The organism is Sinorhizobium sp. 7-81 (genome assembly GCF_030124405.1).
GTDB classification, from domain to species: Bacteria; Pseudomonadota; Alphaproteobacteria; order Rhizobiales; family Rhizobiaceae; genus Sinorhizobium; species Sinorhizobium psoraleae.
Genome location: NZ_JASKLT010000009.1, coordinates 1 through 23,986, shown reverse-complemented (window position 1 = coordinate 23,986; position 23,986 = coordinate 1). Strand labels below are relative to the sequence as shown.

Below are 23,986 nucleotides of genomic sequence, written 5' to 3'. Positions count from 1 at the left end.
CGACTGCTCCTGTACTCTCAGGCCCATTGACGGACATTTGTCGTAGTATGAGTTAAGCTGAGCTTTGCGTCCAACATGGCTCACCTGCTCGTATGGGTCTCGCGGAAAAGTCGAGGCGTCACGCCGAAGCGTCTTTGGAAGACCTGCGTGAAGCGTGCGGTCGGCGCAAGTCCCACCCGCCTTGCGATTTCCTTCAACGGAAGTTCTTGGGAGAGCAAGATACGCGCCGCGTCCAGCCGCACGGTCTCGATATACTGTGCCGGCGTCTCGCCTATCGCAGCGACAAACCGTCGGTAAAACGTCCGCTCCGAGAGGCCGACCCTGGCCGCAAGGCTCGGCACATCCAGCGCGGTATCGAGATTGGCCTGTGCCCACACCAGGAGATCGGCGAAAGGACCATCGGCTTTCGCCTGGGCACGCAGCAGCGGGCTGAACTGAGACTGATAGCCGGGACGGCGTGCGTAGAGGACGAGGCGCTTGGCGACCCGGCTTGCAAGCGCGCTGCCGAGATCCTCGCTGACCATGGCGAGCGCCATGTCGATGCCGGTGGTCACTCCGGCCGATGTCCATACGTTGCCGTCGACGACATAGAGTGCATCGGCGTCGACCGTAAGGGAGGGGTAGAGCCGCGCGAGCGGTTCGCAGGCGCTCCAGTGTGTGGCAACACGCTTACCGTCCACCAGTCCCGCCGCTGCGAGCACAAAGGTGCCGGCGCAAACCGACCCGAGTCGTCTGACGGACGAGGCGCTCTGCGACAACCACCGCCCTAATTCCGGCGTCCGGGTTGCTGCGGTGACCGCGCCGGCCTCCGCCCCGGCCACCAGGATCGTGTCAACCTGTCGTGGCACCTTCGCCAGTGCTTTGGTTTCGACGACGACACCGCTGCTACTCGGCACCGCACCGCCTGTCGGCGAGGCCAAATCCACGGCATAGCGTGCAGGCTCTCCATCCTCTGCGAGTGCGTGGTTGGCGGATGCGAAAACGGAAGCCGGGCCGGTCGCATCCAGCAATTCGAAGTCTTGATAGACGGCAATGACGATATGATGCAGCATTGGCAGGAATTACCATTCTTTTGTCATTCCTGCCAACTCTGTGCGCCTGCTAGTGTTCACCTGGTGGTCGGCCCAGGACCGCGCCACCGCAGGAGGAGCAATCATGACTGAAGCATCGGAAGCATCAAAGTCAGTGCCCGAATCTCCCACGTCGGGGTGGCGGTCGATACAATGGTGGCCCGCGGCTATTGGCCTGGCATTCGCGGCTTTCGTTTCGATCGATCTGCTCAATGGTTCGGAGCACGGCACGGACTTGGCTGCGATCGTCGTCGCCTCGGGCCTCGTGTACCTGGCAGCGGCTGCCTTGGAGGTTCCATGGGTTTCCTGGCCGGTATTCCTGCTATCGGTGGTCGTGATCACCGTCGCAAGGTTCGGCCTGATACCGTTCGATGCGACATGGGCGATGCTTATCGTCGCCGCCCTCTTTGCGGTCTATGGCGTGATCCGGGCTTTGAGACGTCCTAACCGCGAACTGCCGCTGCAAGCCATCGCAATGGTCGTCTTCGGCGGTTTAGCCACCGTGGCCCTCTTCATCAGCCCCTTTGTGGGAGCGCTGCTGGTAGCGGCGGGACTGGTCGCACATGCCGGCTGGGACGTCTATCACCACGTCAAGAACAAGGTCGTCGTACGGTCGATGGCCGAGTTCTGCTTCGTGCTGGACATTGCTCTCGCGATCGTCATCGTCTTGGCAACACTCAGAGGCTGAGACGGGCACCCCGCGGTACGTTGCGGCGTTGAGGTTGATCTCGATGCGCTCGCGCTGCGACGCCCTTCGGACAAACCCGCGCAGTGTCCGCTGTGACGCAACCTTGTCATGGCGTTGACGCTGCTATGTCTGCTTCTGCAGGACGGGAAGGGACGCCAAGGGCGGCAATTGGGCCGCGCGACGCGATGAGGCGTCGCCTCGCGCGGGACGCGCATCATGTCCGCAACGGGTGGAAAGCCGAAATGAGGCAGCAGCCATCGTGACAGCATTGCGTTCGAGGCGGCCGCGTATCCATTAGCGTCTTGAACGTCCGCTAACGTGCCCGATTGCGAACATCACACTTGCGCCGCCTTCAACGCACCGCAGAGAAACGCACGGAAGCTCATCTCAAATTGCTCTTCGGAAACAGCACACGATCGGGTTCTGCATTCATTCGCGCCAGCATTTCCTTGATCAAGCGTGTTTTGGTCCGGCCCGCTTCCTTCGGCGGCACGAGGTAACGCACGATGGCCTCCAGCCAAGTGTTTTCACTGACACGAAAATGAACCACGGGATGCTCCCTCACTTCGAGTTCGTCCACCGGCGTTTTCGATAGCATGTGCTTATAGACCTTCACTTTCTGGCCCATGACGTCGCCGATCTGCTCTTCGACGACCTCTCTCATCGTTAGCGCTACGAATTCCAGGTCGCTTTCATAGGCGAGCTGGAACTTGATTTCGTTCCAGACATAGGGAAACAGCGGCCAGGAGTAGTTGAAGACCGGCGTGTCAAACACGGTGGAGTTCGGAAACTTGATGATGCGTCCACTCGGATGATCGGTCCAAAGATATTCGCCGCCGAATTCCCATAACGTCGTGTCGAGATAGCTGACATCAACGACATCGCCATGGGCATCGCCGATGCGAATGCGGTCACCAACGCGATAAGGCGCCCTGGCCAGAATATAAATCCACGCGATGAAGCTGGAGATCGGCATTTGCAGCGCAAAGCCGAGAATCAATGAAATCAGGCCGAGCGAAACAACCGCGGCGTACCAGTTCACAAACAACACTGAAATGGCTACGAAGACGATGGCGACGCCGACGATCAATCGAAAAATGCGTTTCAGGTTGAAACGCGATACACGATTGGGAATTCGGCCAATGAGAAAGACTTCGACAACATTCGCCACGGTCAGCAAAACGAAAATGAGAAGGCCGCCCTTGACGTAATTCAGCACGCGAACCCGCAAAGGCGCGTCAAGCCATTCCAGGCGCCAATTGATCAGGACCTGGATGCCAAAAAGCAGCAAGGCACCGGCAGCGAAGCCAACCGTCCACCAGAGGTCTGTTTTGCGAAGGCTGAAGTGAAATTTGTCCTCGGGCTTTTTCGCCTTCCGTTGCATCGTTTTTGGATCTGCAGTCTGTTGCGCGGCCCGTTCGAGCCGGGAAAGGTTCTCCTGTTCCTTGTCGCGTCGTTCCATGGGTTCACCCCGATGTGGCCATCCACGCTCAGCCAGTGCCTTCTCGTTCTTCGACGACGGCATGCCGGTATGCCTCGCCACATGGCAATGTTTGAATGGACAATCCGGGCAAGCCGGTCGTTGTTTCGCAGGCCTATGCTTGATCTAATTGCCACGCGGCCGAAGGCAGCGAGTAATCCATTATACCATTATCAAACACCAAATATGGGCACTTGCCGCTCGGCGCTCCATTCATGATTGGCATTCGCCAAGCCGATGGTTACCGTCCGCTAATGGGTCGGTTCCAGCCGCCGCTGAACGGGTAGCGGCAACCGGCTGCTTCTGGCGCTTCCTTCGCGCTCCTCGCAAGGCAAGACAAGGCAGAAAGCCACCCTCTTGCGCACGCTCAGGAACGTGAAAGATCGACCCGAAACGGACCTCGCACGTCAGAATGCAAAGGTCCGCAAGGGGTGACGCGCTCTGGCGGCAGCTGGGCCGCATGACGCGATGGCGTCAGCCGCGCCGCGCCGCCTCGATCGCGGCGACGTCGATTTTCCTCATGTCCATCATCGCGTCGAACGCGCGCTTTGCTTCGGCGCCGCCCGCCGCCATCGCGTCGGTCAGGACGCGCGGCGTGATTTGCCAGGAAATCCCCCACTTGTCCTTGCACCAGCCGCATGCGCTCTCCTGGCCGCCGTTGCCGACGATGGCGTTCCAGTAGCGGTCGGTCTCCTCCTGGTCGTCGGTGGCGATCTGGAACGAGAAGGCTTCGTTGTGCTTGAACATTGGCCCCCCGTTCAGGCCGATGCAGGGAATGCCCGCAACCGTGAAATCGACCGTCAAGACGTCGCCCTCCTTGCCGGACGGGTAGTCGCTGGGTGCACGGTGCACGGCATGCACCCTGCTGTCGGGAAAGACCTCGCAGTAGAAGCGGGCGGCAGCCTCGGCGTCCTTGTCGAACCAGAGGCAAATCGTATTCTTCGCCATTGAGTGTTCCTTTCGCTTTGAAGCCATACGGCTTGTTTCCCCACCCCCCGAAAGTGTCCGTCTCGCCAGGCCCGGGTGGAGGCCGCGGGAGCCGGAAGTTAACAGGCAAGCGCGCTTTCGTCGGCCTTGCCGCCAATAGGTTACGCGAACCGTGCGGCGCTTCTCGCGCGCGCCTTTGCGGCTTCCTCCTCGCGGTTGCGTGGCGGTTGCGATGTCTCCATGGAATCGAGCAGTTCGCGGGCGCAGTCCGCGATCGAACGCACCGCGCGATCGAACGCCGCTTCATTCCGCTTCGACGGCCTGGTCGTTCCGGCGAGTTTACGCACGAACTGCAACGCAGCGTCCTGTATTTCGTGATCCGTCGCCGGCGGATCGAAATTGAACAGGGGTCTTATGTTTCTGCACATGACTTGCTCCCGGTCATCCTCATCAAGCATCGAAGGCAGGATACGCCATCGAAGCATTTGCGCCAAAAAAGCCCGTATGACTGGCATGGCGGCGGGCACGGTGCGAGCTTGGTCGCCTGCGACGTGGCCTGCGTGAGAAACCTCCCGATCACTTTCCCGATCATTTGCGCCACCTCCGGCCCCTGGGCGAGGTTGTAGTGCGAATAGCCGGGAATGATTGCCAAGCCGCGCGCGCGAACCGCGTATCGATCCAGCCCGGCTCGCTGACGCCGCCGCCGAACAGGGCGAGGAATTCGGCGATGAGGTCAGTTGTGCGGTCAAACAAGGACTCGGTCAACCCCCGTGCCCGTCACAGGAGCCACGGCGCGTCGCGCCGCCAGCCGCGCCCTTTGCCGCAGGTCGATTGCCGAATAGCCGGGTCCGGAGCGCGGCCGCGCAAAAGTCGTGAGGGACTTATTATGAAACCAAAGGACGCGCGGCCCGTTCTGCTAAAAGACCAAACGAACGGGAGGGCCATCCGACATTCATCGATGCGGGGCAGTTCGTGCCGGCAGATGCCGTGGACTGACACAATTCGAGTTTTGCGATGGCGCTGGGTCGCAGTTGTGGCAAGCGGAAATCACAGTAGAAATCGACTCCTCGCCGCCCTTCCGGACGCGGACTGGGAGTCGGTTCGATCCGGGTTCCAGCGGACCGAGCTTGCCGCCCGAACGGTGCTCTATGAACCGGGCGACCGGATCTGCCGCTTGTACTTTCCAACGACGGCCATCGTATCGAGTGTCTGCGCGTTCGAAGACGGCAGCGCCGTGGAAATGGTTGCCACGGGGCGCGAGGGAATGATTGCCGTAGAGGCGGTTCTTGGCAGCGAAACGGCCTTGTCGCGGCAGGTGGTCCAGGTCCCGGGGTCCTCGCTGATGATCGATCTCCGCCAGTTCAGGCGCGCCCAGGACGAATTGCCTTTCTTCAGCGATGCGCTCCTGGCGTATAGCCAGGCCGTGCTGGCGCAGGCCCTCCAATCGGCAGCATGCAACGGAGTTCATGCGGTCCAGGAACGAGCGGCGCGCTGGCTTCTGATGTGCCATGACCGAAGCGACAGTGCCACCTTCGCGCTTACGCAGTCTTCTCTCGCGGAAATGCTCGGGGTCAGCAGGCAGGCGGTCAGCATCGTCGCACGGGCACTCCAGCAAGCGGAGCTGATCCGATACCGCAGGGGAGAGGTGACGATCCTGAGCCGGCGCGGCCTGGAGCAGGCGTCGTGCGAATGCTACGGGATCATACGTCAGCACTACGACGAACGGCTGCTTCCCTCGCAGCAACAGGGACGAAGAGCCTCCGCAGCGGCAGATTCGTAGCTTGTGTAAACTTCTTGGCAGACAGTTCTTCCAAACTCTGGGCATAAAGCCGAAAAGCTCTAACCTGCAGCACTGAACAGGGCGGGTCGAAGAGGGCGTTTTCCAAAGCGAATTCGAAAAGCGGACCAGTCGCCGAACTGGTCGCCGGCCTCATGCTGCGTCTAACAGGAAGAAACAGAAACGAATGTCGAACGTACTTCGCGCGAGGCGCGATCTTGCGCGCCGCCAGGAGATCGCGCCCGCTCGGGCCGTCGTCAAGCTGAGCGGATCCGTCCGGGATGCCGCAGAGTACCGGCGATCCGCCGACGCCCTGCACATGGCCGAGGAACGGCAGCGGCTCGCGGTGGAGGCCGGCGAGATGGGCACCTGGTTCTGGGACCTGACGGCGGATGAACTCGTCTTCTCGCCCAGGGCCAAGGCGCTGTTCGGATTCCCGCCCGAAGCGGAGATAGACTACCAGTCGTTTCTCGAACGGCTGCATCCCGACGATCGCCAGGACACTCATGCGGCGGTGCAGCGTTGCCTCGATGATGGCATGGACTACGACGTCGAATATCGCGCGCTCCGGGCGGGCAGCGGCTGGCGCTGGTTGCGGGCGAGAGGGAGCAGCGATCGTGATTCTTCCGGAAAACCGATACGCATGCAGGGCGTCGTCTACGATATAGACGCACACAAGACGGCTATCAGGAAACTGACGGAAAGCGAAGCACGCTTCGCGGCGCTCTTCCAACAGACGGCAGTGGGCATCGCGGTGACGGACACGGCGGGCCGGTTCGTGATGGTGAACCCCTCCTTCTGCGAAATGCTCGGGCGCAGCGAGGACGAACTCCTTTGCTTGTCCCTCCGGGACGTGACGCATCCCGACGACGTGCCGGAGAGCCTCGAGCGCACGCAAAGGCTTGCAGGCGCGGGAGAAAGCTTCGCCATGGAAAAGCGGTACCTTCGCAAGGATGGAGCGGAGGTCTGGGTGAACGTCTCGGTGTCCACGTTCGAGGATGGAACGGGCGAACGTCACGTGAGCGTGGCCCGCGACATTTCGGAGCGGAAACACGCCGAGAATGCGCTGCGCGAAGAGACCCGTGTGCTTGGCATCCTGAACCGTACGGGCGCGATGCTGGCGGCCGAACTCGATCTCGAACGCCTGGTACAGGCGGTCACCGATGCCGGCGTGGAACTGTCCGGGGCTGAATTCGGGGCGTTCTTCTACAACACCGCCAACGATGAAGGTGAGCCTTACACGCTCTATGCCCTGTCAGGTGCGCCACGGGAGGCTTTCGAGAACTTTCCGTTGCCCCGCAACAGTGCGCTGTTCGGTCCGACCTTCCGGGGGAAAGGCATTGTCAGGTGCGATGACGTTCTGGCGGACCCGCGCTATGGAAGGAACAAACCTTACCGCGGCATGCCCGAGGGGCATTTGCCGGTGCGCAGCTATCTGGCGGTTCCGGTCATTTCCCGCAGCGGCGAGGTCCTGGGAGGGCTTTTCTTCGGCCACGGGCGACCGGGCGTATTTAGCGAACGGGTGGAGCGCCTCATCAGCGGCATCGCGGCACAGGCTGCGATCGCGATGGACAACGCCCACCTTTACCGCCAGGCCCAGGAGGAAATCGCGCAGCGCAGCCGCGTGGAAGAGCAACTGCGAGAGGCTGTCGAGCGTCAGACCCTGCTGGCGCACGAGTTCCATCACCGGCTGCAAAACAAGCTGACGATCGTGCAGGCTGTCATCAACGCGGCTGCGCGGCGGGCGAAGACGATCGAAGAATTCAACGCAGCCGTTGGGCATCGCATCGCTGCGCTCGCCAGGACGAACACCTTGCTCCTGCAAGGCGGATTCGAGGGCGCGTTCCTGGAGCATATTCTTCGCGTGGAATTCGAAGCGCACCAGGGCGGCGGAAACCGCATTGTTTGCGAGGGACCGACCGTCATGCTCCCCTCCGACCTGGTGGTTCCCCTCGCCATGGCGGTTCACGAGTTGACTACGAACGCGGCAAAATACGGCGCTCTTTCAAATTCCACGGGGCAGGTGTCGCTTGCGTGGCAAAGCAACGCCGAGGGCGACGAACGGACTCTGGAGCTGAACTGGATCGAACGGGGAGGCCCGCCGGTCTCCGTCCCCGCGCATCGGGGCTTTGGTTCCGCGCTGCTGGAGCGGGTGCTTGCCAGCAGACAAGGCGCGTCGGTCGAGACGGAGTTCGCGCCCGAAGGGCTTCGCGTGCGCTTCAAGCTTGCGCTGACTTGATGCAAGCCGTGGGGAATGCGGTTAGCAACCTGACCTTGACCGAACCGCCTATCGGGCGCGCGTTCGGCTATGGCGAGTGGTCGCGCGAGGCGTTCGGAGCGGGCCAGTCGGGCAGCAGGGTGATGCCGAATTTCGGGGAAGCCGCCCTCAGGCGGTCAATCTCCTCCGGCGACGGTGGCCCGACCACTTCGCCAGGCCTCAGTTCGTGGCCGGCTTCCGCCAGGAACCTGTCGAAGAGCGCCGGCGTACCGATCAGGATATAGCGTGCTGGCCGGCCGCTCGTATTCATCAGTTGATGCGGCACCCGGCGTTCGAGAAAGATGCTCTGGCCAGCGGTCACCCGGCGCACCTCGCCGTTGACGACAGCGGTCATTTCGCCCTCGATGACGTAGACGGTTTCATCGTCCTCGGCGTGGACGTGGATCGGCGTCGTCGTGTTTCCACCGCTAATGTTTTCGAAGAGGCAGAACTGGCCGTTGGTCTCGTCGCCGGACAGCAGGCGCTTCATGACCACGCCGGCGAGCACGAACTCTTTCGGTTCCATGCTGCTCATGGCATTCATCCTTGTCGGTTTCGAGCGGTGTCATCTGCTGTTGTTGCAGGCTTCCGGCCACGATGGCAGATGCCGTTTCCGGACAAATCCGCCATCCAAGGAATGAGCAGTCAAACGATATCGTGTTCCAGACGGAAACGCGACACCCAGTCTTGATTTGTCTCATCGGCGAGCTTTGCGACACCGGGTGCCACGCCAGTTGCGGCGTCGCGATGCAAGCCCAGTCGGGCCAGTATTTCGCGCAAAGTTTCAATAGGATCGGAAGAAAGCGTTTCATAGGTGATCCGAAGGGGCTCAATTCCCTGCACCTCGAACCAGTTCTTCCAGTCAAGATCATAGGTCGTCAATCTATCGCAGCAGGCGCGGATTACTTCCGCGTTGTAAACCGGCGTGCTTGGCGGCGCGAGGCGTTCCAACTCCGTCCCGTCCGGCGCCATATGCCACAATCCGGTTTGCTCCGCCTTCACATTCGAGACTGCCTGTTGAATCTTGTCCAGCCGAGTGAGGTGAATAAAGAGCGTTCGTCCAAAGGCGGCTTCAAAACGTTCCAGATCACTCGCTCGTTCCGGGTGCAGCACCGCCAGTTTCCGGACAAAAAAATCAAAGCTATGTCTTTGCAGCCGCAGGCCAAACATGCCGGTATCGAGGCTCCCCTTCGCGATTGCCGCGCGAAATATCAGGGCCAGAAGATCCGCTTCCGGAGTTGAAGCCTCTGAAGCCAGGTCGAAATAGGCAAGCCATTCGGAAATCGAGGCGCGATGAAAGTAGGACCCCGGATTTCCGGAGACGCCGGTCGCAGCCAGGAGTTTGCACAACAGTGTGCTGCCACTGCGCGGGGACGTGCAGATCACGTAGGAGTCAAATTTCGACATTGCTGTTTTAAAAACCAAGGGGGATCCTGACAAAGTTCCAACGCCTTATCAGCCCCGTGTTGCAGTGGCACGACCGCTTTTGGCGTGAAGAAGAAAGCTTCCCCGGATCGATCCCGCAGAGCCGTTGCGTTCGCATGTCGGCGGCAGGCGCTTTACTGCGAGATGGCGATGATCTCGAGCTCCTGGTCGCCCACGCTCACGACATCGCCAACGGCCTTGCCCATGAGAACCCTTGCCACCGGCGATACGTAGGAAATGGACCCGGCCTTGGGATCAGCTTCGTCCTCTCCCACGATGCGGTATTTCTGCACCCGCCCGTCGTCGCGGCTGAAGGTGACCGTGCTCCCGAAGGCAACGGTGTCACTCGAAGTCGGGTCGGGGACGACCTGAGCCGTGCGAACGCGTTCCGCAAGATAGCGCAGGTCACGCAAGGGGCCCGCCGCCTCCCGGCGTCGTTCATTCACGTCCTCGATTTTGCTCGTCGCATCATAGGCCTCGCGCGCTTGCTGGAGCTGCAATTGCAGCGCCTTCAGTCCCGCTTCCGTGACAAGGTTCGGGTGCGGTGAAATCGGGCGGTCAGGCAGCAGGGTTTCCGAGGCCGTTTCGGCACTTTCTTCCTTGACGAAGGCAACGCTCAAGATCGAACTCCGTTCAGACGCGGTGCGCTCTGACAACTCCGGGGAAACAGCAGTTATCAGAACCGGTGGTGCGGCGACTTCGGTGGCCGACGCGGATCAATGGTATACGATGTTTCCGATGCGGACCATTGATTCCGCCCGATGCTCAATGTCCGCCCTGCGGCCAAAGCGTCATTATCTCGGGGCCAGGCCATCGAGCAGGAAGTCCAGGCCTTTCCTGAAAGCGCCGTCCCAATCGTTATCCAACAGCAGGCGAGTGCGTTCGATTGTCGGATAGCGTTCGCTGAGACGTGTAAGGCGCTGCTGTGCGGCGGCCCTGTCGTCGTCCGAGAGGTCGAAGCTCGCCCGGGTGGTGGTAGCGCCGATCACATAGTTCCAGAGCGACCATATTGCGACGTTCAAATCCGCGTCCGCTACACCGGCTCCGGACAAGGTCTTGCTCAACAGTTCCAGGCGACCAAGGATGTTCGGGCCGAGCGCCCGGCGCGGCAACAGCGATGCCGACCAGGGATGGCGCAGCATGCTGGCGCGCCAGTCTTCGAGCATATGAACGACTTCCCCGCGCCAGTCTTGAGACTCAACTGTTTGCGCCGGTGCGCGATATTCGAGCACCGAGTCGAGCGCCAGATCAAAGACCTCCTCTTTGTTGCCGACGTGCCAATACAGGCTCATTGCGCCCGAGCCGAGGCGATCGGCCAGCCGACGCATCTTCAATCCGTCGACTCCCTCGGCGTCCAGCAGCTCTACCGCGGTCGCCACGATCCGTTCCAGAGACAGAGGCGGTTCCCTCGACGCTTCCTGCACGGACCGGGGCGATGCAGTCGTCCGTTGAGACCGTTTGCTCTGAGCGCCGCTACGTTTGGCTGCCATCCGTCTTCCTCGCTACTGCATGATTCCTCAAATCGAAATCGATTTGAGGACAAAATCATGCAGAAATTCAAAGTGCTACAGTGATCTTTGCGCGTCCGATTGGACGCGCGGCGCTGTAGTCACAACGTCGAGTTTGACCGGCAACGCGACGAATGTCGACCCTGACCGATTGACTCGTACGGCGTACGATGCGATTGAATCGTACGTCGTACGAGTCAGAGCCAAGAGAAAATCATGTCACGCGCAATCAAGCATTTGCTTATCGGAGGGCTAATCATCATGACCATCGCAGTTCCCAATGCGGCGACAGCGAATAAGAAGAATCTCGAGCTGACCATCGTCAATCCGAAGAACCTCTACGACCCGACGCCGAATGGCTACAGCACGGCGGTGATTGTGCCCCGCGAAGCCCGGGTGGCCTACATCTCCGGACAGGGCGGCCAAGACAGCACGGGAGCCTTGTCGCCCGACTTCGCTGTCCAGGTTAAGCAGGCCTACGCAAATTTGCGCACCGCCCTCGATGCGCTCGGTGCACGGCCGGATCAGGTCGCCAAGCTCACGGTCTTCGTGGTCGATCACGATATGTCCAAGCTTGAGGTGCTGAGCAGGAACGTAAAGGAAATGTTCGGCGGGGCGCTGCCGGCACAGACTCTGATTCCTGTCCCCAAGCTTGCAATTGACCCCATGCTCTTCGAGGTCGAAGCCGTCGTCATGCTGGACTAGCGCATCGGCCCGAAAATCGGACTCGATTTTCGGAAAGCACGATGCGTAGATTCAAAGAGTTACAGCGTCCTTCGTGCGTCCTAAAGGACGCACGGCGCTGTAATGCATGTCGCCCAAAAGTGTGCAGCGGTTTTCGGACAACGACATGCATAAAAACAAGGACCTAAAGCGCGTCGCATGAGTCCGATTGACGCGACGCGCTTTAGAGCAATTCCAGGAAAAGTGTGTAGCGGTTTTCCGTGCGGAATTGCATAATTTCAAAGAGTTGGATCATTCGCGGGCGCTGTAGCAGCTTGAATTGCTGTATGTTTTCATCCTTATATCGGAAAGGATCTAAGGAAACATGCAGCAGGTTCAAATGAAAACCCTAGGACTGGCAGCCTTCAGCCTGATCGTCTCGACGCTCCCTTTCTCATTCGCCGCGGCAAACGAAGACGCCTTCCAAGCGAAAGCGCGCGCCGCCTTTGCAAGCGCCATCGAAGAATACAAAATTCCCGGGCTCGTCGTGGGTATGACGAGGAACGGCGAGCACAGCTTCTATGCGATAGGCCTCGCATCGCGCGCCGATAACCGTCCGGCAACGCCCGACACTCTTTTCGAATTGGGGTCGATCAGCAAGGTCTTCAACGTGACGCTGGCGGCGCTGGCCGAACAGCGCGGGCAGCTCTCCCTTGATGACAAGGTTTCCCGGCATCTGTGCGCCGACACCTGCTCGATCGGCGACGGCATGACGCTCATGGACCTCGCGACCCATCATTCCGGCGGGCTGCCGCTGCAGGTTCCCGACGGCATCGAGGACACCGACGCGCTTGTAAACTGGCTCAAGGACTGGCGGCCGCCGCAGCCTGGAACGCGCAGCTACTCCAACGTCAGCATCGGGCTTCTTGGCCATATCGCCGCACGTGCGATGGAAATGAACTACACACAGGCGGTCGAGACGGTGCTGATCCCCGAATTCGGTCTTGAGAACACCTTTATCGACGTGCCCCCCAAGGCGATGGACAACTACGCCTTCGGCTACGAGCGCAAGACCGACAAGCCGATCCGCGTGACGCCGGGCGTCCTCGACGCGGAAGCCTACGGCGTCAAGTCGAGCGCGCGCGACATGCTGAAGCTGCTCGATGTGGAACTCGGGGAGGGGGCTGTGTCCCCGGAGCTGAAAGCGGCCGTCCGGCGTACCCAGGAAGGCCAGTTCAGGACCGCGAAATTCACGCAGGACATGATCTGGGAGCAGTACCCATGGCCCGCTGATCTCGAGACGATGGTGGCGGGGAACGGCTATGACTTCATCCTTCGCCCGCAGAAGGCAGACCGGATCGAACCGGCGCTCGCGCCCGAGAAGAATGTCATCATCAACAAGACCGGATCGACGAACGGCTTCGGCGGCTATGTCGCGCTCATTCCGAGCGAGAAGCTCGGCATCGTGGTTCTCGCGAACCGGAATTATCCGAACGAAGCGCGGGTGAGGGCAACCTATGCGCTGATCGAGGCGCTGCTCTCGAAATAGGCTTGCGCGCGGGTACCGGACGCCGGGAAGGTCACGACACGACCCGTTGCGAAGTTCATCTGAGCCGGCCAAAATCTCACTTTCGGCCCAAAGTGGCCATCGCGGTGACGACTAGCCGACGAGGACGTTTGGAAACGTCGGGGGCTTCGGGCGCACGACCGCAGCGTCGTCGGCATGGCGCAGCCCTGATCGCCAGAAAATAAACGCTGACGGTGTGTGTTACCCCGACGATGCGCTAGGCCTTCTGCCTGAGCGCGTCGAGGATTACCTTGAATGCCGCAGACGGTTGCCGGCGGCTCGGGTAATAGAGGTGATACCCAGGATATGACGGGCACCAATCGGCGAGCACCTGAACCAGCCGACCGGCTTCGATGTCAGCTTTCGCCAAGCCGTCAGGCACAAATCCGAAACCGTAGCCGTCGACCGCGGCGTTCAAAATCTGCCTGATGCCGTTGCAGGTAATCTGGCCGTCCACTCGGACCCTCAACTCTTCGCCATCCCTTTCAAATTCCCAGGCGTAGGTTCCGCCATGCGTGGGCAGTCTGAGGTTAATGCATTTATGCGACGTCAGCTCCTGAGGCTTTATCGGAATGCCTCGCTCTTCGACGTATGCTGGGCTAGCAATGACGATCATCCGTTGATAGGGGCTGATACACACCGAGATCATGCCTTGTGACACGATCTCCCCAAGTCGAACGCCCGCGTCGAACCGCTCGGCGACAATGTCCGTCAGTCCGTAGTCGACGATCAACTCGACCTTGATGTCGGGATATCGACGCAGGACTTTCTCGAGTTTCGGCCAGAGAACCGTGTCAATCGCGTAGTCTTCGGCGGTGATCCGGATCGTGCCTGCGGGCCTTTCTCCCAACTCGGTGATTGAAACGAGTTCGTCTTCGATCTCCTCGAACCGGGGAGCGATCACGTTCAAGAGACGCTCACCTTCGGCCGTGGGCGACACGCTGCGCGTGGTGCGGGTCAGTAATCGAAGCCCAAGACGTGCCTCGAGTGCCCGGATGGCATGGCTAAGCCCCGATTGCGACATGCCTAACTGGGCGGCGGCCTTCGTGAAGCTGCGTTCCCGCGCCACGACGATAAAAGCCAAGAGGTCGTTTACGTTCGTACGCAGCATGCATCCGCTCCTATACACGTGATCGACAAAACATACTGGCTGCAACGCGCAACATCATTACCGATTACTGCTCCTCACGAATAAATTGATCCGAGTTGAGGTAGCCGAGAATGCATAATGAACGGTGGTTAAGCAGGTGAACCAGCCCGTTTTCTGCACGTTCGCGATGCTTCAAAGCCACGGAGCGTGGCGTCTCCATGTCAATCAATTATGCGCACGGTACATAAGCGCTTGCAGCTCGGAGGCGATAATCAGTCAGGTCCGGACGGCCTATATTGCTCCTGCAACCAATTAGACGGCGTGGAGCATGGCTATGGAAAATGGACCCGTTGGATCAACCGACCGACAGGAAACGATCGGTATCGGTCGGCGCGATCTTCTGAAACTGACCGGGGCAGGCGCTGCCGCTGCAGGCGTCATATCGCTCGCGGCCAGCCCCGCGTTCGCACAATATGCCGGAACGTGGGACAAGACCTTCGCGCAAAGCGATCGCGTGGAGCATCAGAAGGTATCGTACGTTAACCGCCTCGGCATCAATCTCGTCGCCGACATGTATGTCCCGAAGAACATCGATGTCTCGCAACGCCATCCCGCGCTGATAGTCGGCCATCCCTATGGCGGTGTTAAAGAGCAGACTTCCGGGCTCTACGCCCAGACGATGGCGGAACGCGGCTTCATCACCATCGCACACGATGCGTCGTACAATGGCGAAAGCGGCGGCCAACCTCACTTCATCTCGTCGCCGGAAGCCGTTGTCGAAGACTTCAGCGCAGGCGTCGACTTCCTTGGTCTTGACCCGCGCGTCGACCGGAATCGCATCGGCGTCATCGGCGTTTGCGCAAGTGGCGGTTTTGCGCTTGCCGCTGCACAGATCGATCCGCGCGTGAAGGCGGTCGCAACGGTGAGCATGTACGACATGGGCGGCGCAAAATGGGCATGGAAGGGCGAAGAAATGAAGGCCGACGCCCGGATCGACATGCTCACCAAGATCGGCGAACAGCGCTGGGCCGAGGCTGCGGGCGCGCAGAAGCAATATGGCGCGTTGCCTGAAATATTGACGACCGAGACGGATGCTATCACGCGGGAGTTCTTCGACTACTACCGGACGCCCCGTGGCGCTCATCCGCGCGCGACAACCGCGATGACCGTTTCCGGAGACCCGTCCTACCTGCATTTCAGGCCGTTCGACCATCTCGACATGGTCTCGCCGCGGCCCGTTCTGCTGATCGCAGGCGAGAATGCGCATTCGCGCTTCTTCAGCGAGCAGGCGATCGAGAAGGCGGCCGAGCCGAAAGAGCTGTTCGTCGTTCCGGGAGCTGGTCACGTTGACCTATACGACAAGGTGGAGCTCATCCCCTGGGACAAACTTAAGTCCTTCTTCGACCAACATCTCTCAGCCTAATCGGCGGTCCGTTTCCCAACGGACCAGTTGCTGACTGTGGGACGGGGGGCTTTTGATCCGCTGAAGATCAGGAAGCCGCCCTCCGTCCAATTTCTCGGCTGCAAACGCCTATTCCATCCGGCGCGCGATCAGGAGGCGCGAACGGCTGGCCAACCCTTCGCATCGGTGACCATCATGACGAAACCTCTGTCATCGACATTCTTATTGGCTTGCATCCTCAGCGAGACCGTCATCTCCATCGGCTGGGCGAAGGACACGTCGCCTCCGCACTCCGTCCTCGGCATGTCCACCAACGACTGGGTCGTCGAAACCGTCGTCGACGAGCTCGACTATCCGTGGGACATCGAAGCCAGCGGCGAAAGGGTCTTCGTGACCGAGGCCGCCGGCAACATCGTCGTCGTGCAGGACGGCCAGATGCGCAGATATGACTTGCAGACCTCAGTGGGCATAGCCCGCGAGGGCGGTGGTGGTCTTCTCGGCATGGCGCTGGCCAAGGAGTTCGAGACCTCGGGCGTGGCTTACTTCTACCACACGTATCGGACGGACGGCGGACTGCATAACAAGGTCATCGAGGCCGCCTTCGATGGCGACTCCTGGCGGGAAACCCGCACTCTCCTCGACGGAATCCCTGGACACAGGCTCTACAATGGAGGCCGTCTGGCGATCGGACCCGATGGCCACCTCTACGTCACCACCGGATGGACCGAGGACGGCGATCTTCCGCAAGACCGTGACAGCCTCGCGGGAAAGGTATTGCGGATGACCTTCAACGGCGAGGTGCCCGCCAACAATCCCTTCCACGGGTCCTATGTGTATTCTTTTGGCCACCGCAATCCCCAAGGTCTGGCATGGGACCCGGATGGCAAAATGTTCGTCGCTGAACACGGTCAATCAGCCCATGACGAGATCAATCACATCCAGCCCGGCCTGAACTTCGGCTGGCCGCTGATCGACGGTGACGACCGACAAGAGGGCATGGAGACCGCACACCTTCATTCCGGCAACGACACCTGGGCACCCTCGGGGATCACGTTCAGAGGGGACGAACTCCTCGTGGCCACGCTGGTCGGACGGGGCATCTACGTGCTCGACGAGCGAGCGAACGATCTGAAGCCGATCTATGCGTCCGGCGATCGGTTTAGGGACGTGCTCTCCATCGGCGACGACATCTACGCCATCACAACGAACCGATCGCCGCGAGGTGAAGGTCCATCGGACGATCATCTCATCAAGCTGTCGCCCAAGCTCTAGCGGACGACACGACAAGTCTCCAACACAACAACTGGTGAATGCTATGAATATCTCTTTCGAAAACAAGGTCGCTCTCGTCACGGGTGCCGCGTCCGGCATGGGGCTGGCAACCGCGCAAGCGTTCGCGAAAGCCGGCGCTGCTGTTGCGCTGGCCGACGTCAATGAGACCGCGGTGCGCGCTGCGGCGGACTCCCTGATCTCTGCAGGACATCGGGCGATCGCCATCCAGTGCGACGTCGCCGACATGGAGCAAGTGGCTGCGATGGTCGAGAAGACGGTCTCGGAGTTCGGCCGGCTCGACGCCGCTTTCAACAATGCCGGAGTCCAAAGCCCCGTGGCCGAGACCGCCGACGCGAACCCCAGGGACTACGACTTCGTCATGGGCGTCAATTTGCGCGGCGTTTGGAACTGCATGAAGTACGAGCTGCTGCAGATGCGCAAGCAGGGTTCCGGAGCAATCGTGAACAACTCCTCGCTCGGCGGCTTGGTCGGCATCGCGGAACGCGGCATCTACCATGCCTCGAAACATGGCGTGGTCGGTTTGACCAAGAGTGCCGGGCTCGAATACGCCGCCAAGGGAATACGGATCAACGCAGTCTGCCCAGGCATCATAGAGACGCCGATGGTGACCGGAATGCTCGAGACCCAGCCGGAAGCGATGGATGCATTGATGCAGGTCGTTCCGATCGGCAGGCTCGGCAAAGCCGAAGAGATCGCCGACGCCGTTCTCTGGCTTTGCAGCGACGCGGCGAGCTTCATCGTCGGGCATGCCTTGCCGGTCGATGGTGGCTACACCGTCCAATAGCCACCGAGCCGCCCATGCCGGTTGGCACGTCGGATGAATGTCGCTTCGGAAAACTGTCTCGGTATGGTGCGTTTCGATCTTCTTCGTGCGGCATGCCCCTCCTCTGCAATGACCGCAATTGGCGCACCCTGCTCATTCCGTTACCAGACGAATGGCCTTCTTCCACTCACCTGAAACGATGCTGGTGAAGACGAATTCTCGACCCAAGGCAGTCGTCTGCGACCAAGGTAATGAAAGGCTCGAATGAGCCCAAAGCTGCCATAGCGAGCGGCTCCCAAGGTATCATCCTACGGCCCGGCAAGCGCCGCTTCGCTGTCGCCCGCGTGAAATGGAAGTGGTTCGATTTCAAGCGCAGTACCGTCCCGCTGCTCGCTCCAAGAACGGTACTGGCCTGCCGCGATTTTCAGTTCGCAACGGGTTCAGCAAGCCTGATATCGTTTGCCGCTACTCTGCTAATCTGTCGGTACGTTATCTGAGCAATTACCAGCGCAAGCGCGATGAATGCGGCGCCGATTAGACCGAGTTGGTACCGATCGAGCAATGTGATGCCGGCGGCACCAATCACGCCTGATGCGGATACACCTACGTAGAGAGCCGCCGAGTTCAACCCCAACAGAAGGGACGCTGAACCGGGTGCCAAGCTAATCAAGCGGTGTTGTTGTGGTACAAGCAGCCCCCAGCCGCACACACCCCAGACAACGAGTGCCAGGGCCGAACTCCAAAGATGAGCCGTCGTCCATGGCAGCAACGCGAAATTGATCGCAGCAGCGGCAAGCGAGCCATTAATGGCAAGCCGGCTTCCAAAACGATCGGTGATATACCCGGCGGCGAAATTGCCGGCCGTCGCCGCGATTCCCCAAAGCAGGAGCAGCGCGGCCAACACGTCAGGCTGTCCGCCGGTGGCCCGATCAAAGGTCACGCCGACGTAAGTATAGACCGCAAAAAAACCTGAGTAGGCTACCAGCGTCGTCATCAGAGTGAGTGCGATGCGGCTGTCCCTGAGCGGAACGAGGCGCTCACGCAGGGAGACTGCCGGCAGCGGAGGTATCGTCGGCAAAAACATGTAGACGCCAGCGCCGGCAATGAGTCCGACCGCGGTCACAAACCACATCGTGGTTCGCCAATCGCCGAGCCCGCCTATAAACGTCCCAATTGGCGAACCCAGCGCCGTTGCAGCAGACAGGCCCGCAATCACGATCGCCAACGCACTTGCACGTCGCTCCGGCGCGACAAGCGAGGCGCCGGTCGCCGTCGCTGTCGGACTAAACATCGCCGCGCCAAGCCCTGCGATAAAGCGGCTCGCCAAGACCCACCCGATAGAAGGTGCGATTGCAGTAATGAGGTTGCCAAGTACGAACACCGCCATGCCGGCAAGCAACAGGCGCTTTCGTGGCCAGTGTGCCGCTGCTGCCGCAATGACGGGAGAAAGCAGGGCGAAACTCAAGGCATATACAGTAACCATCTGGCCTGCGACCGCGATGGACACGCCCAGGGATTCTGACACCTCCGGAAGAATTCCAGCAATGACAAAACTGTCAGTGCCGATAGCGAACATGCCGGTGGCAAGCACGACCAAGCGACGATCCATGGAGATAATCCTTCAAAAAGACCCGTCAACGGCAACCGGAGATCCGGGCCGCGGGAATACCGGGGAAAGGTTCAATGCCGTCGATTTTCGCTGACAGCCAGCTCGGCTTCCAGGATCGCAGCGCTTGCACTGCGACAGACGTCAGGCGCCCCTTGCCTCCGGCTCCTTCGCCAGCATTAACGCTGCGTCAACACCAGCCTCCAGGATGTCTTCCGCGAGAGACGCATCGGAAACGGCGCGGGCGATTTGCAGGGTCCCGACCATAAGACTGAAAATCGCCATGGCGCGTCTGGTTGACGCTGTCGTGCCGGTTTCCGGTAGCTGCTCAGCGAGGTTCTTGATGTAGGGGAGAAGATTATTTTCGTAAGCTTCTCGCGTCGACTGGGGTTGCCGCCCGATCTCCGGCAACAGTGCAGCCGAGGGGCAGCCTTCTTCGCTCCGTCCAAGATGGGACTTGTTCAGGTATCCCCGGATTGCACCTTCGATACCGCGGCCGTCAGCACAATCCTGCTTCGATCTGGCAGATTGGTCAGCCAAGGTGTTCACGAGAGCCTCTCGGAGGAGGGTCTCTTTAGACTCGAAGTGCGCATAGAACGCCCCATTAGTCAGTCCTGCCTCGGCCATAATCCCAGCCAAGCCCGTCGCGGATGCGCCATCCTTTCGGAAGCGTCGCGAAGCGACATCGATTATCCGCTTCCGCGTAGTCTCCTTGTGACCTTTCTCATAACGCATCGTGCTCTCCATCTTTCGGTATGTTGAAGGGTAACTGCGTAGCGCTTTTATGCTCGCAACGATAATTTCCTGCCCATTGGGTTTCCACGTATCCAGGCGACACGCCCCAGGGCCAGGCTCAAGTGCCGTTCAGACCGGCGTCGACAGCATGCCAACGGATGCTTCGACACGGCGCGCGAGTTGGAGAAGGCTTCTGTCACGACCCTGCTCGCCGTCGAGCTCAAGCCCAAACGGAAGCCCATTGCCAGACACGCCTGTAGGAATGGTGATGCCTGGCAGGCCCGCTATGCTCGCGGTGATAGTGTGTCGTGCCAGAACCAGATCACTGACCTCATGACCCGCGATCAAGAATTTCGATTGATGCTCGATTCGCGGCGCCGTGCTGGGAGTTGTCGGAAAGAGAAGGGCCGTAGCTCCGCTGCGAGCCAATGCTTTTCCGAACCGACGCTGAATTTCGGGGCGGTCGACTGACACGGAGGTCTGATACGCCTCCGGGCTAAATCCCGGCCCGCTCGGCAATACGACATGTCCCCACGCGTCCTTCAGGCCCGATTTAAGTCCATTGTAAATTTCGTCGAAGGTGGTCGGAACGTCGTTGTGCAGAAGGAATTCCGAGATGGCTTCCATTGTCTCATGGAAAAAGATGCTCCAAGTCGACCTCTCGGTGATCGATGAAAAATCTTCTCCGAGGTCTACCTCCACAACCTCGGCACCAACTTGGCGTAGCCGGTAGATTGTATCGTTGAAATGGGCCTCGATATCAGGCTCTATCAGATCAAGATATTGCCGAGGCGCATAGGCCAACCTGACGCCCTTCAGATCAGAATGATCGGAGGATGCGACCGTCTCGGCCTTCGTCACGATTTGATCGACAAGCATGCAGTCGTCGACGCTGCGCGCAAGCACACCGGTTGTATCGAGGGTATGCGAGATCGGGGCGACGCCGTTTCGCGGCCAACGTCCTGTCGTCGGCTTGAAGCCAACGACACCACAGAGCGAGGCAGGCACTCGGATTGAACCTACCGTATCACCCCCTAGGGCCGCGGGCACGATCCGAGCTGCGACAGACGCGCCGGCCCCGCTCGAGGAGCCCCCGGAAATATGATTGCGATCGTGCGGGTTTCTCACCTGGCCATAGGGGCTGTTGTTGCCGGTCAAGCCATAGGACATCTCAACGAGGTTATTTTTGCCAAAGACGATGCCGCCAGCCTTTTTCATCGCACTAACAACATCGGCGTCCTCGCTCGGCACGAAACTGTCCAGATTCTGCACCCCGAGCGTCGTACGGAGTCCTTGAGTTAGATAGCTGTCCTTGACCGCCAACGGAACGCCCAGAAGGGGAGCGGTAGAGCCGGCGGCGCGGGCCTTGTCCGCATTTCGAGCCGCATTCAGCGCGGCTTCTTCATCTATCGTGATGAAGGCATTTAGGTCTGAGTGGGTCCGGGCGCGCTGGAGGAGGGCGGCCGTGTATGACTCTGACGAGATATCTCCTTTACGAATGGCTGCGGCCGCTGCAACGAGCCCAAGCCCCGCGAGCCAGTCTGATACTCCGTCCGAGGCTGCTCCGACGAGTTCGATGTTCTCTTGCATGATAACCTCACTTGAACGCTGCATGGAAACCTTGGATTGGTCGCCCGATCGTCGCTATCCTGTTGCAGCGAGTTCCGTTGAATTACGATCATAATATAATATTGCATCCATAATGCAATAGAAAACTTCGTGTCGTGAGAGAAGTTGACGTTGCGCTGCCAAATCGCGCCACTGTTGTCCTCGGAAGGCACAGTTGGCGACTGGCCGTACGCCGCGCCCGGGCGCTAACGACCACTATGAGTCTATCCGCCTGAGTGCACTTCTGCGGGAGGATGGTTGTCCGGCCTTCCACCAGAATAGACCGCATGAGAGGCGGGCCAACAACCGTTGGCCCGCACAGCAGCTACATCTCAAAGGCAACTTCCTGTGGCGGCCGGCTACGGAGGCAAGGCTGAGGCAGGCAGCCAACATTGATCCTGGGAGGGATCGAGTGTTTCGCCCGGCTAGCAGCAGTCCGCTACCGAGCTTCCCAACAAAACATAGCCCGATCTAGGCTAAGGCTCGCAGGAGCTTTAGCTCGACAGGTCCCTCTGTCAATGATGCAACCGTCGTTGACCACTCGTTCACGTGCGGGGTTTGTTTATGAGCTTCAAGCGCTGCGGTACTCTCGAAGATTTCATAAAACACAAAAAGGCCGGGCTCTTCCAAACCCTGGTGGAATTGGCAGAGGAGATTTCCGGCTTCCTGCCGCACCTTTGGGACAAGAGTATTCGTCGCGCGGACGAGTTCAGCCTCTTTACCGTCTCGTGCCCGCAGCGATGCCACGACGGTAACGGCTCCTTCGGGGAGCGCCACCGTCTGAGCTGCGTGAGACGCCATCGGGGCAGAGATCGCGCCAGCCGCGGCAATCATTCCGAACGTTGTCACCAGGCTGCGTCGATTCATTTGCAACTGGTCTTTCATTTCAACTCCATCCGATCGAGTTTCAGGGCGAGTATCATCAGCGCGGCGCGGAGCGCCGTCATGAACCTGTTTTGGCATCTGTTATTCCTATTCGTTGTGTTTCCAGCGTAGAGCGGTGGGCATGGCCCCCCTCTTCATCTGCAACTGTGAGTAAGGGAACATTTGTTTCTATCGGGCCGCCGGCGATCTCTCGATCCCGCACGCCGAGCCATCTGACAGCTCGGCGTGCGTAGTCCAGATTGGCGCCAGACGGGCCGTTCTCGCTCCTGTGCGGAGCCGAGTCATGCTCAGTGCTTGTGAGCAGTCACGGTATCGGGCACGGTGAACGTATGCGTCACTTCCTGTCCGGGGATGGCGTTGTGATTGGCGTCGACCAACACGATTCTTACCTTGTGCGGACCTGGGGGGAAATTGGCTATATCGACCGTGTTGTTGTCGCTCGCGTCAGCCCACCACCACGGCAAATCATCGACGATGACGTGGAGATGCCCGATACGTGGAGAAACGTTAAGGCCGCCCTTGCCGAACACCTGAACGATGCGCAGGTTCTCCACCCGATATTGAGCCCAATAGATACCCTGCTCGATTGCCTCGGCAACCGGGGGATCGACGATCAACTTTGGCGGGGGCTCGTTTTCGATGGCGATGTAGGGGGAAGGGCCGCGGATCTCCCGCGCGCTCTGGGCGAAAGCGCCAGTGGCAAGCAATGTGGCGGCCGTGGCGGCAGTGAAGGTCTTGATGAGCATGTTCATGGCATTCGTTCCTTTGGTTCAGAAGGCAATTTGCCTGAGGGCAGTTCTTACCCGGACGCAAACAAGCGTCCGGCGTGAGGAGACTTTGATTCATCGCCCGATGGCTCGGATCTTTTAAATTATGGTCATAATACCATATTACACTCGTAATGCAATGCGAATTTTAGCCATCGTTAAAGGAGCGAAGGTTGAGCGCAGTGAGATCGCGCCACGGTTGTTTTCGGAATGACGCTTATTCGAGGGGGGGTGCCGTTCATCGGAAGATTGTCGGCTCGAAAGCGAAATCGCGCGGCGACAGAACAATGAGGTTTTTCGCGACCAGGAAAACGTCGACAGTGACCGCTATCTCCGCATTACAGTCGCTCTGCGTGCCGACTACGGCCTTCCGCTCTCCATCTGTGGACGCCCCGCAAGACGCAAGCGGTTTTTTCGGCGGTCGGCACGTTGTCGGATGCTGCCATCTGTCCGGCCTCTTGGTGCAGCGCAAAGG

Annotated in this window: 22 protein-coding genes; 8 read left to right on the top strand and 14 right to left on the bottom strand. The window is 59.9% G+C overall.

The window, feature by feature from the left end:
* Positions 1-80: 80 nt before the first annotated feature.
* Positions 81-1,052 (bottom strand): GlxA family transcriptional regulator, encoded by a 972-nt coding sequence (locus tag QN224_RS24375; RefSeq protein WP_283978717.1) that lies wholly within the window; start codon positions 1,050-1,052, stop codon positions 81-83.
* Between the two features lie 103 nt (positions 1,053-1,155).
* Here QN224_RS24375 and QN224_RS24370 point away from each other — a divergent pair, with 103 nt between their 5' ends.
* Positions 1,156-1,758 (top strand): hypothetical protein, encoded by a 603-nt coding sequence (locus tag QN224_RS24370; protein WP_283978716.1) that lies wholly within the window; start codon positions 1,156-1,158, stop codon positions 1,756-1,758.
* A gap of 382 nt (positions 1,759-2,140) precedes the next feature.
* Here QN224_RS24370 and QN224_RS24365 read toward each other — a convergent pair whose 3' ends face one another.
* The 3 genes from QN224_RS24365 to QN224_RS24355 all read right to left on the bottom strand — a co-directional run bounded on the left by QN224_RS24365 (position 2,141) and on the right by QN224_RS24355 (position 4,593).
* A complete protein-coding gene (locus tag QN224_RS24365; RefSeq protein WP_283978715.1) occupies positions 2,141-3,220 on the bottom strand; it encodes a mechanosensitive ion channel family protein in 1,080 nt (359 codons plus the stop codon).
* Between the two features lie 492 nt (positions 3,221-3,712).
* The gene (locus QN224_RS24360; RefSeq protein ID WP_269282892.1) at positions 3,713-4,186 is read right to left on the bottom strand and encodes a VOC family protein; all 474 of its coding nucleotides are present in this window, start codon (positions 4,184-4,186) and stop codon (positions 3,713-3,715) included.
* A gap of 140 nt (positions 4,187-4,326) precedes the next feature.
* Positions 4,327-4,593 carry a DUF2277 domain-containing protein gene (locus QN224_RS24355; RefSeq protein WP_283978714.1) on the bottom strand — a complete coding sequence of 89 codons (267 nt, stop codon included), beginning with the start codon at positions 4,591-4,593 and terminating at the stop codon, positions 4,327-4,329.
* Between the two features lie 746 nt (positions 4,594-5,339).
* Here QN224_RS24355 and QN224_RS24350 point away from each other — a divergent pair.
* A complete protein-coding gene (locus QN224_RS24350) occupies positions 5,340-5,945 on the top strand; it encodes a Crp/Fnr family transcriptional regulator (protein WP_173510090.1) in 606 nt (201 codons plus the stop codon).
* A gap of 184 nt (positions 5,946-6,129) precedes the next feature.
* Entirely contained in the window at positions 6,130-8,181 is a 2,052-nt protein-coding gene (locus tag QN224_RS24345) for a PAS domain S-box protein (protein ID WP_283978713.1), read from the top strand.
* Between the two features lie 67 nt (positions 8,182-8,248).
* On the opposite strand, the gene QN224_RS24340 is transcribed toward QN224_RS24345, so the two are convergent.
* The 4 genes from QN224_RS24340 to QN224_RS24325 form a co-directional block, all read right to left on the bottom strand.
* Positions 8,249-8,734 (bottom strand): cupin domain-containing protein, encoded by a 486-nt coding sequence (locus tag QN224_RS24340; protein ID WP_283978712.1) that lies wholly within the window; start codon positions 8,732-8,734, stop codon positions 8,249-8,251.
* A 110-nt stretch (positions 8,735-8,844) separates the two neighbouring features.
* Positions 8,845-9,624, bottom strand: coding sequence for a Stf0 family sulfotransferase (locus QN224_RS24335; protein WP_283978711.1), 780 nt, complete (start codon positions 9,622-9,624; stop codon positions 8,845-8,847).
* 134 nt (positions 9,625-9,758) lie between these two features.
* Complete coding sequence (gene greA, locus QN224_RS24330; protein WP_283978710.1) at positions 9,759-10,244, bottom strand: transcription elongation factor GreA; 486 nt, start codon at positions 10,242-10,244, stop codon at positions 9,759-9,761.
* Between the two features lie 174 nt (positions 10,245-10,418).
* Positions 10,419-11,114 (bottom strand): TetR/AcrR family transcriptional regulator, encoded by a 696-nt coding sequence (locus QN224_RS24325; protein ID WP_283978709.1) that lies wholly within the window; start codon positions 11,112-11,114, stop codon positions 10,419-10,421.
* A 234-nt stretch (positions 11,115-11,348) separates the two neighbouring features.
* Between QN224_RS24325 and QN224_RS24320 the strand changes: the two genes are divergently transcribed.
* Complete coding sequence (locus tag QN224_RS24320; protein WP_283978708.1) at positions 11,349-11,837, top strand: RidA family protein; 489 nt, start codon at positions 11,349-11,351, stop codon at positions 11,835-11,837.
* A 358-nt stretch (positions 11,838-12,195) separates the two neighbouring features.
* Positions 12,196-13,344: a class C beta-lactamase gene (ampC, locus tag QN224_RS24315; RefSeq protein ID WP_283978707.1), complete on the top strand. Its 1,149-nt coding sequence runs from the start codon at positions 12,196-12,198 to the stop codon at positions 13,342-13,344.
* A 235-nt stretch (positions 13,345-13,579) separates the two neighbouring features.
* Here the strand turns inward: ampC and QN224_RS24310 are convergent, their stop codons facing one another.
* Positions 13,580-14,473, bottom strand: a complete 894-nt coding sequence (locus QN224_RS24310; RefSeq protein ID WP_283978706.1) for a LysR family transcriptional regulator — start codon at positions 14,471-14,473, stop codon at positions 13,580-13,582.
* A 313-nt stretch (positions 14,474-14,786) separates the two neighbouring features.
* Between QN224_RS24310 and QN224_RS24305 the strand changes: the two genes are divergently transcribed.
* From QN224_RS24305 to QN224_RS24295, 3 genes are all read left to right on the top strand, one after another.
* Positions 14,787-15,875, top strand: coding sequence for an alpha/beta hydrolase (locus QN224_RS24305; protein ID WP_283978705.1), 1,089 nt, complete (start codon positions 14,787-14,789; stop codon positions 15,873-15,875).
* A 174-nt stretch (positions 15,876-16,049) separates the two neighbouring features.
* Entirely contained in the window at positions 16,050-17,126 is a 1,077-nt protein-coding gene (locus tag QN224_RS24300) for a sorbosone dehydrogenase family protein (RefSeq protein ID WP_283978704.1), read from the top strand.
* A gap of 43 nt (positions 17,127-17,169) precedes the next feature.
* A complete protein-coding gene (locus QN224_RS24295; RefSeq protein ID WP_283978703.1) occupies positions 17,170-17,931 on the top strand; it encodes a glucose 1-dehydrogenase in 762 nt (253 codons plus the stop codon).
* Positions 17,932-18,334: 403 nt separating this feature from the next.
* Here QN224_RS24295 and QN224_RS24290 read toward each other — a convergent pair whose 3' ends face one another.
* The 5 genes from QN224_RS24290 to QN224_RS24270 all read right to left on the bottom strand — a co-directional run bounded on the left by QN224_RS24290 (position 18,335) and on the right by QN224_RS24270 (position 23,496).
* Positions 18,335-19,519 carry an MFS transporter gene (locus tag QN224_RS24290; protein ID WP_283978702.1) on the bottom strand — a complete coding sequence of 395 codons (1,185 nt, stop codon included), beginning with the start codon at positions 19,517-19,519 and terminating at the stop codon, positions 18,335-18,337.
* 141 nt (positions 19,520-19,660) lie between these two features.
* Positions 19,661-20,251, bottom strand: a complete 591-nt coding sequence (locus QN224_RS24285; RefSeq protein ID WP_283978701.1) for a TetR family transcriptional regulator — start codon at positions 20,249-20,251, stop codon at positions 19,661-19,663.
* A gap of 129 nt (positions 20,252-20,380) precedes the next feature.
* Complete coding sequence (locus QN224_RS24280) at positions 20,381-21,841, bottom strand: amidase family protein (protein WP_283978700.1); 1,461 nt, start codon at positions 21,839-21,841, stop codon at positions 20,381-20,383.
* Positions 21,842-22,330: 489 nt separating this feature from the next.
* Positions 22,331-22,822, bottom strand: a complete 492-nt coding sequence (locus QN224_RS24275; protein WP_283978699.1) for a putative quinol monooxygenase — start codon at positions 22,820-22,822, stop codon at positions 22,331-22,333.
* A 209-nt stretch (positions 22,823-23,031) separates the two neighbouring features.
* Positions 23,032-23,496, bottom strand: a complete 465-nt coding sequence (locus QN224_RS24270; RefSeq protein WP_283978698.1) for a DUF6130 family protein — start codon at positions 23,494-23,496, stop codon at positions 23,032-23,034.
* Positions 23,497-23,986: the final 490 nt, after the last annotated feature.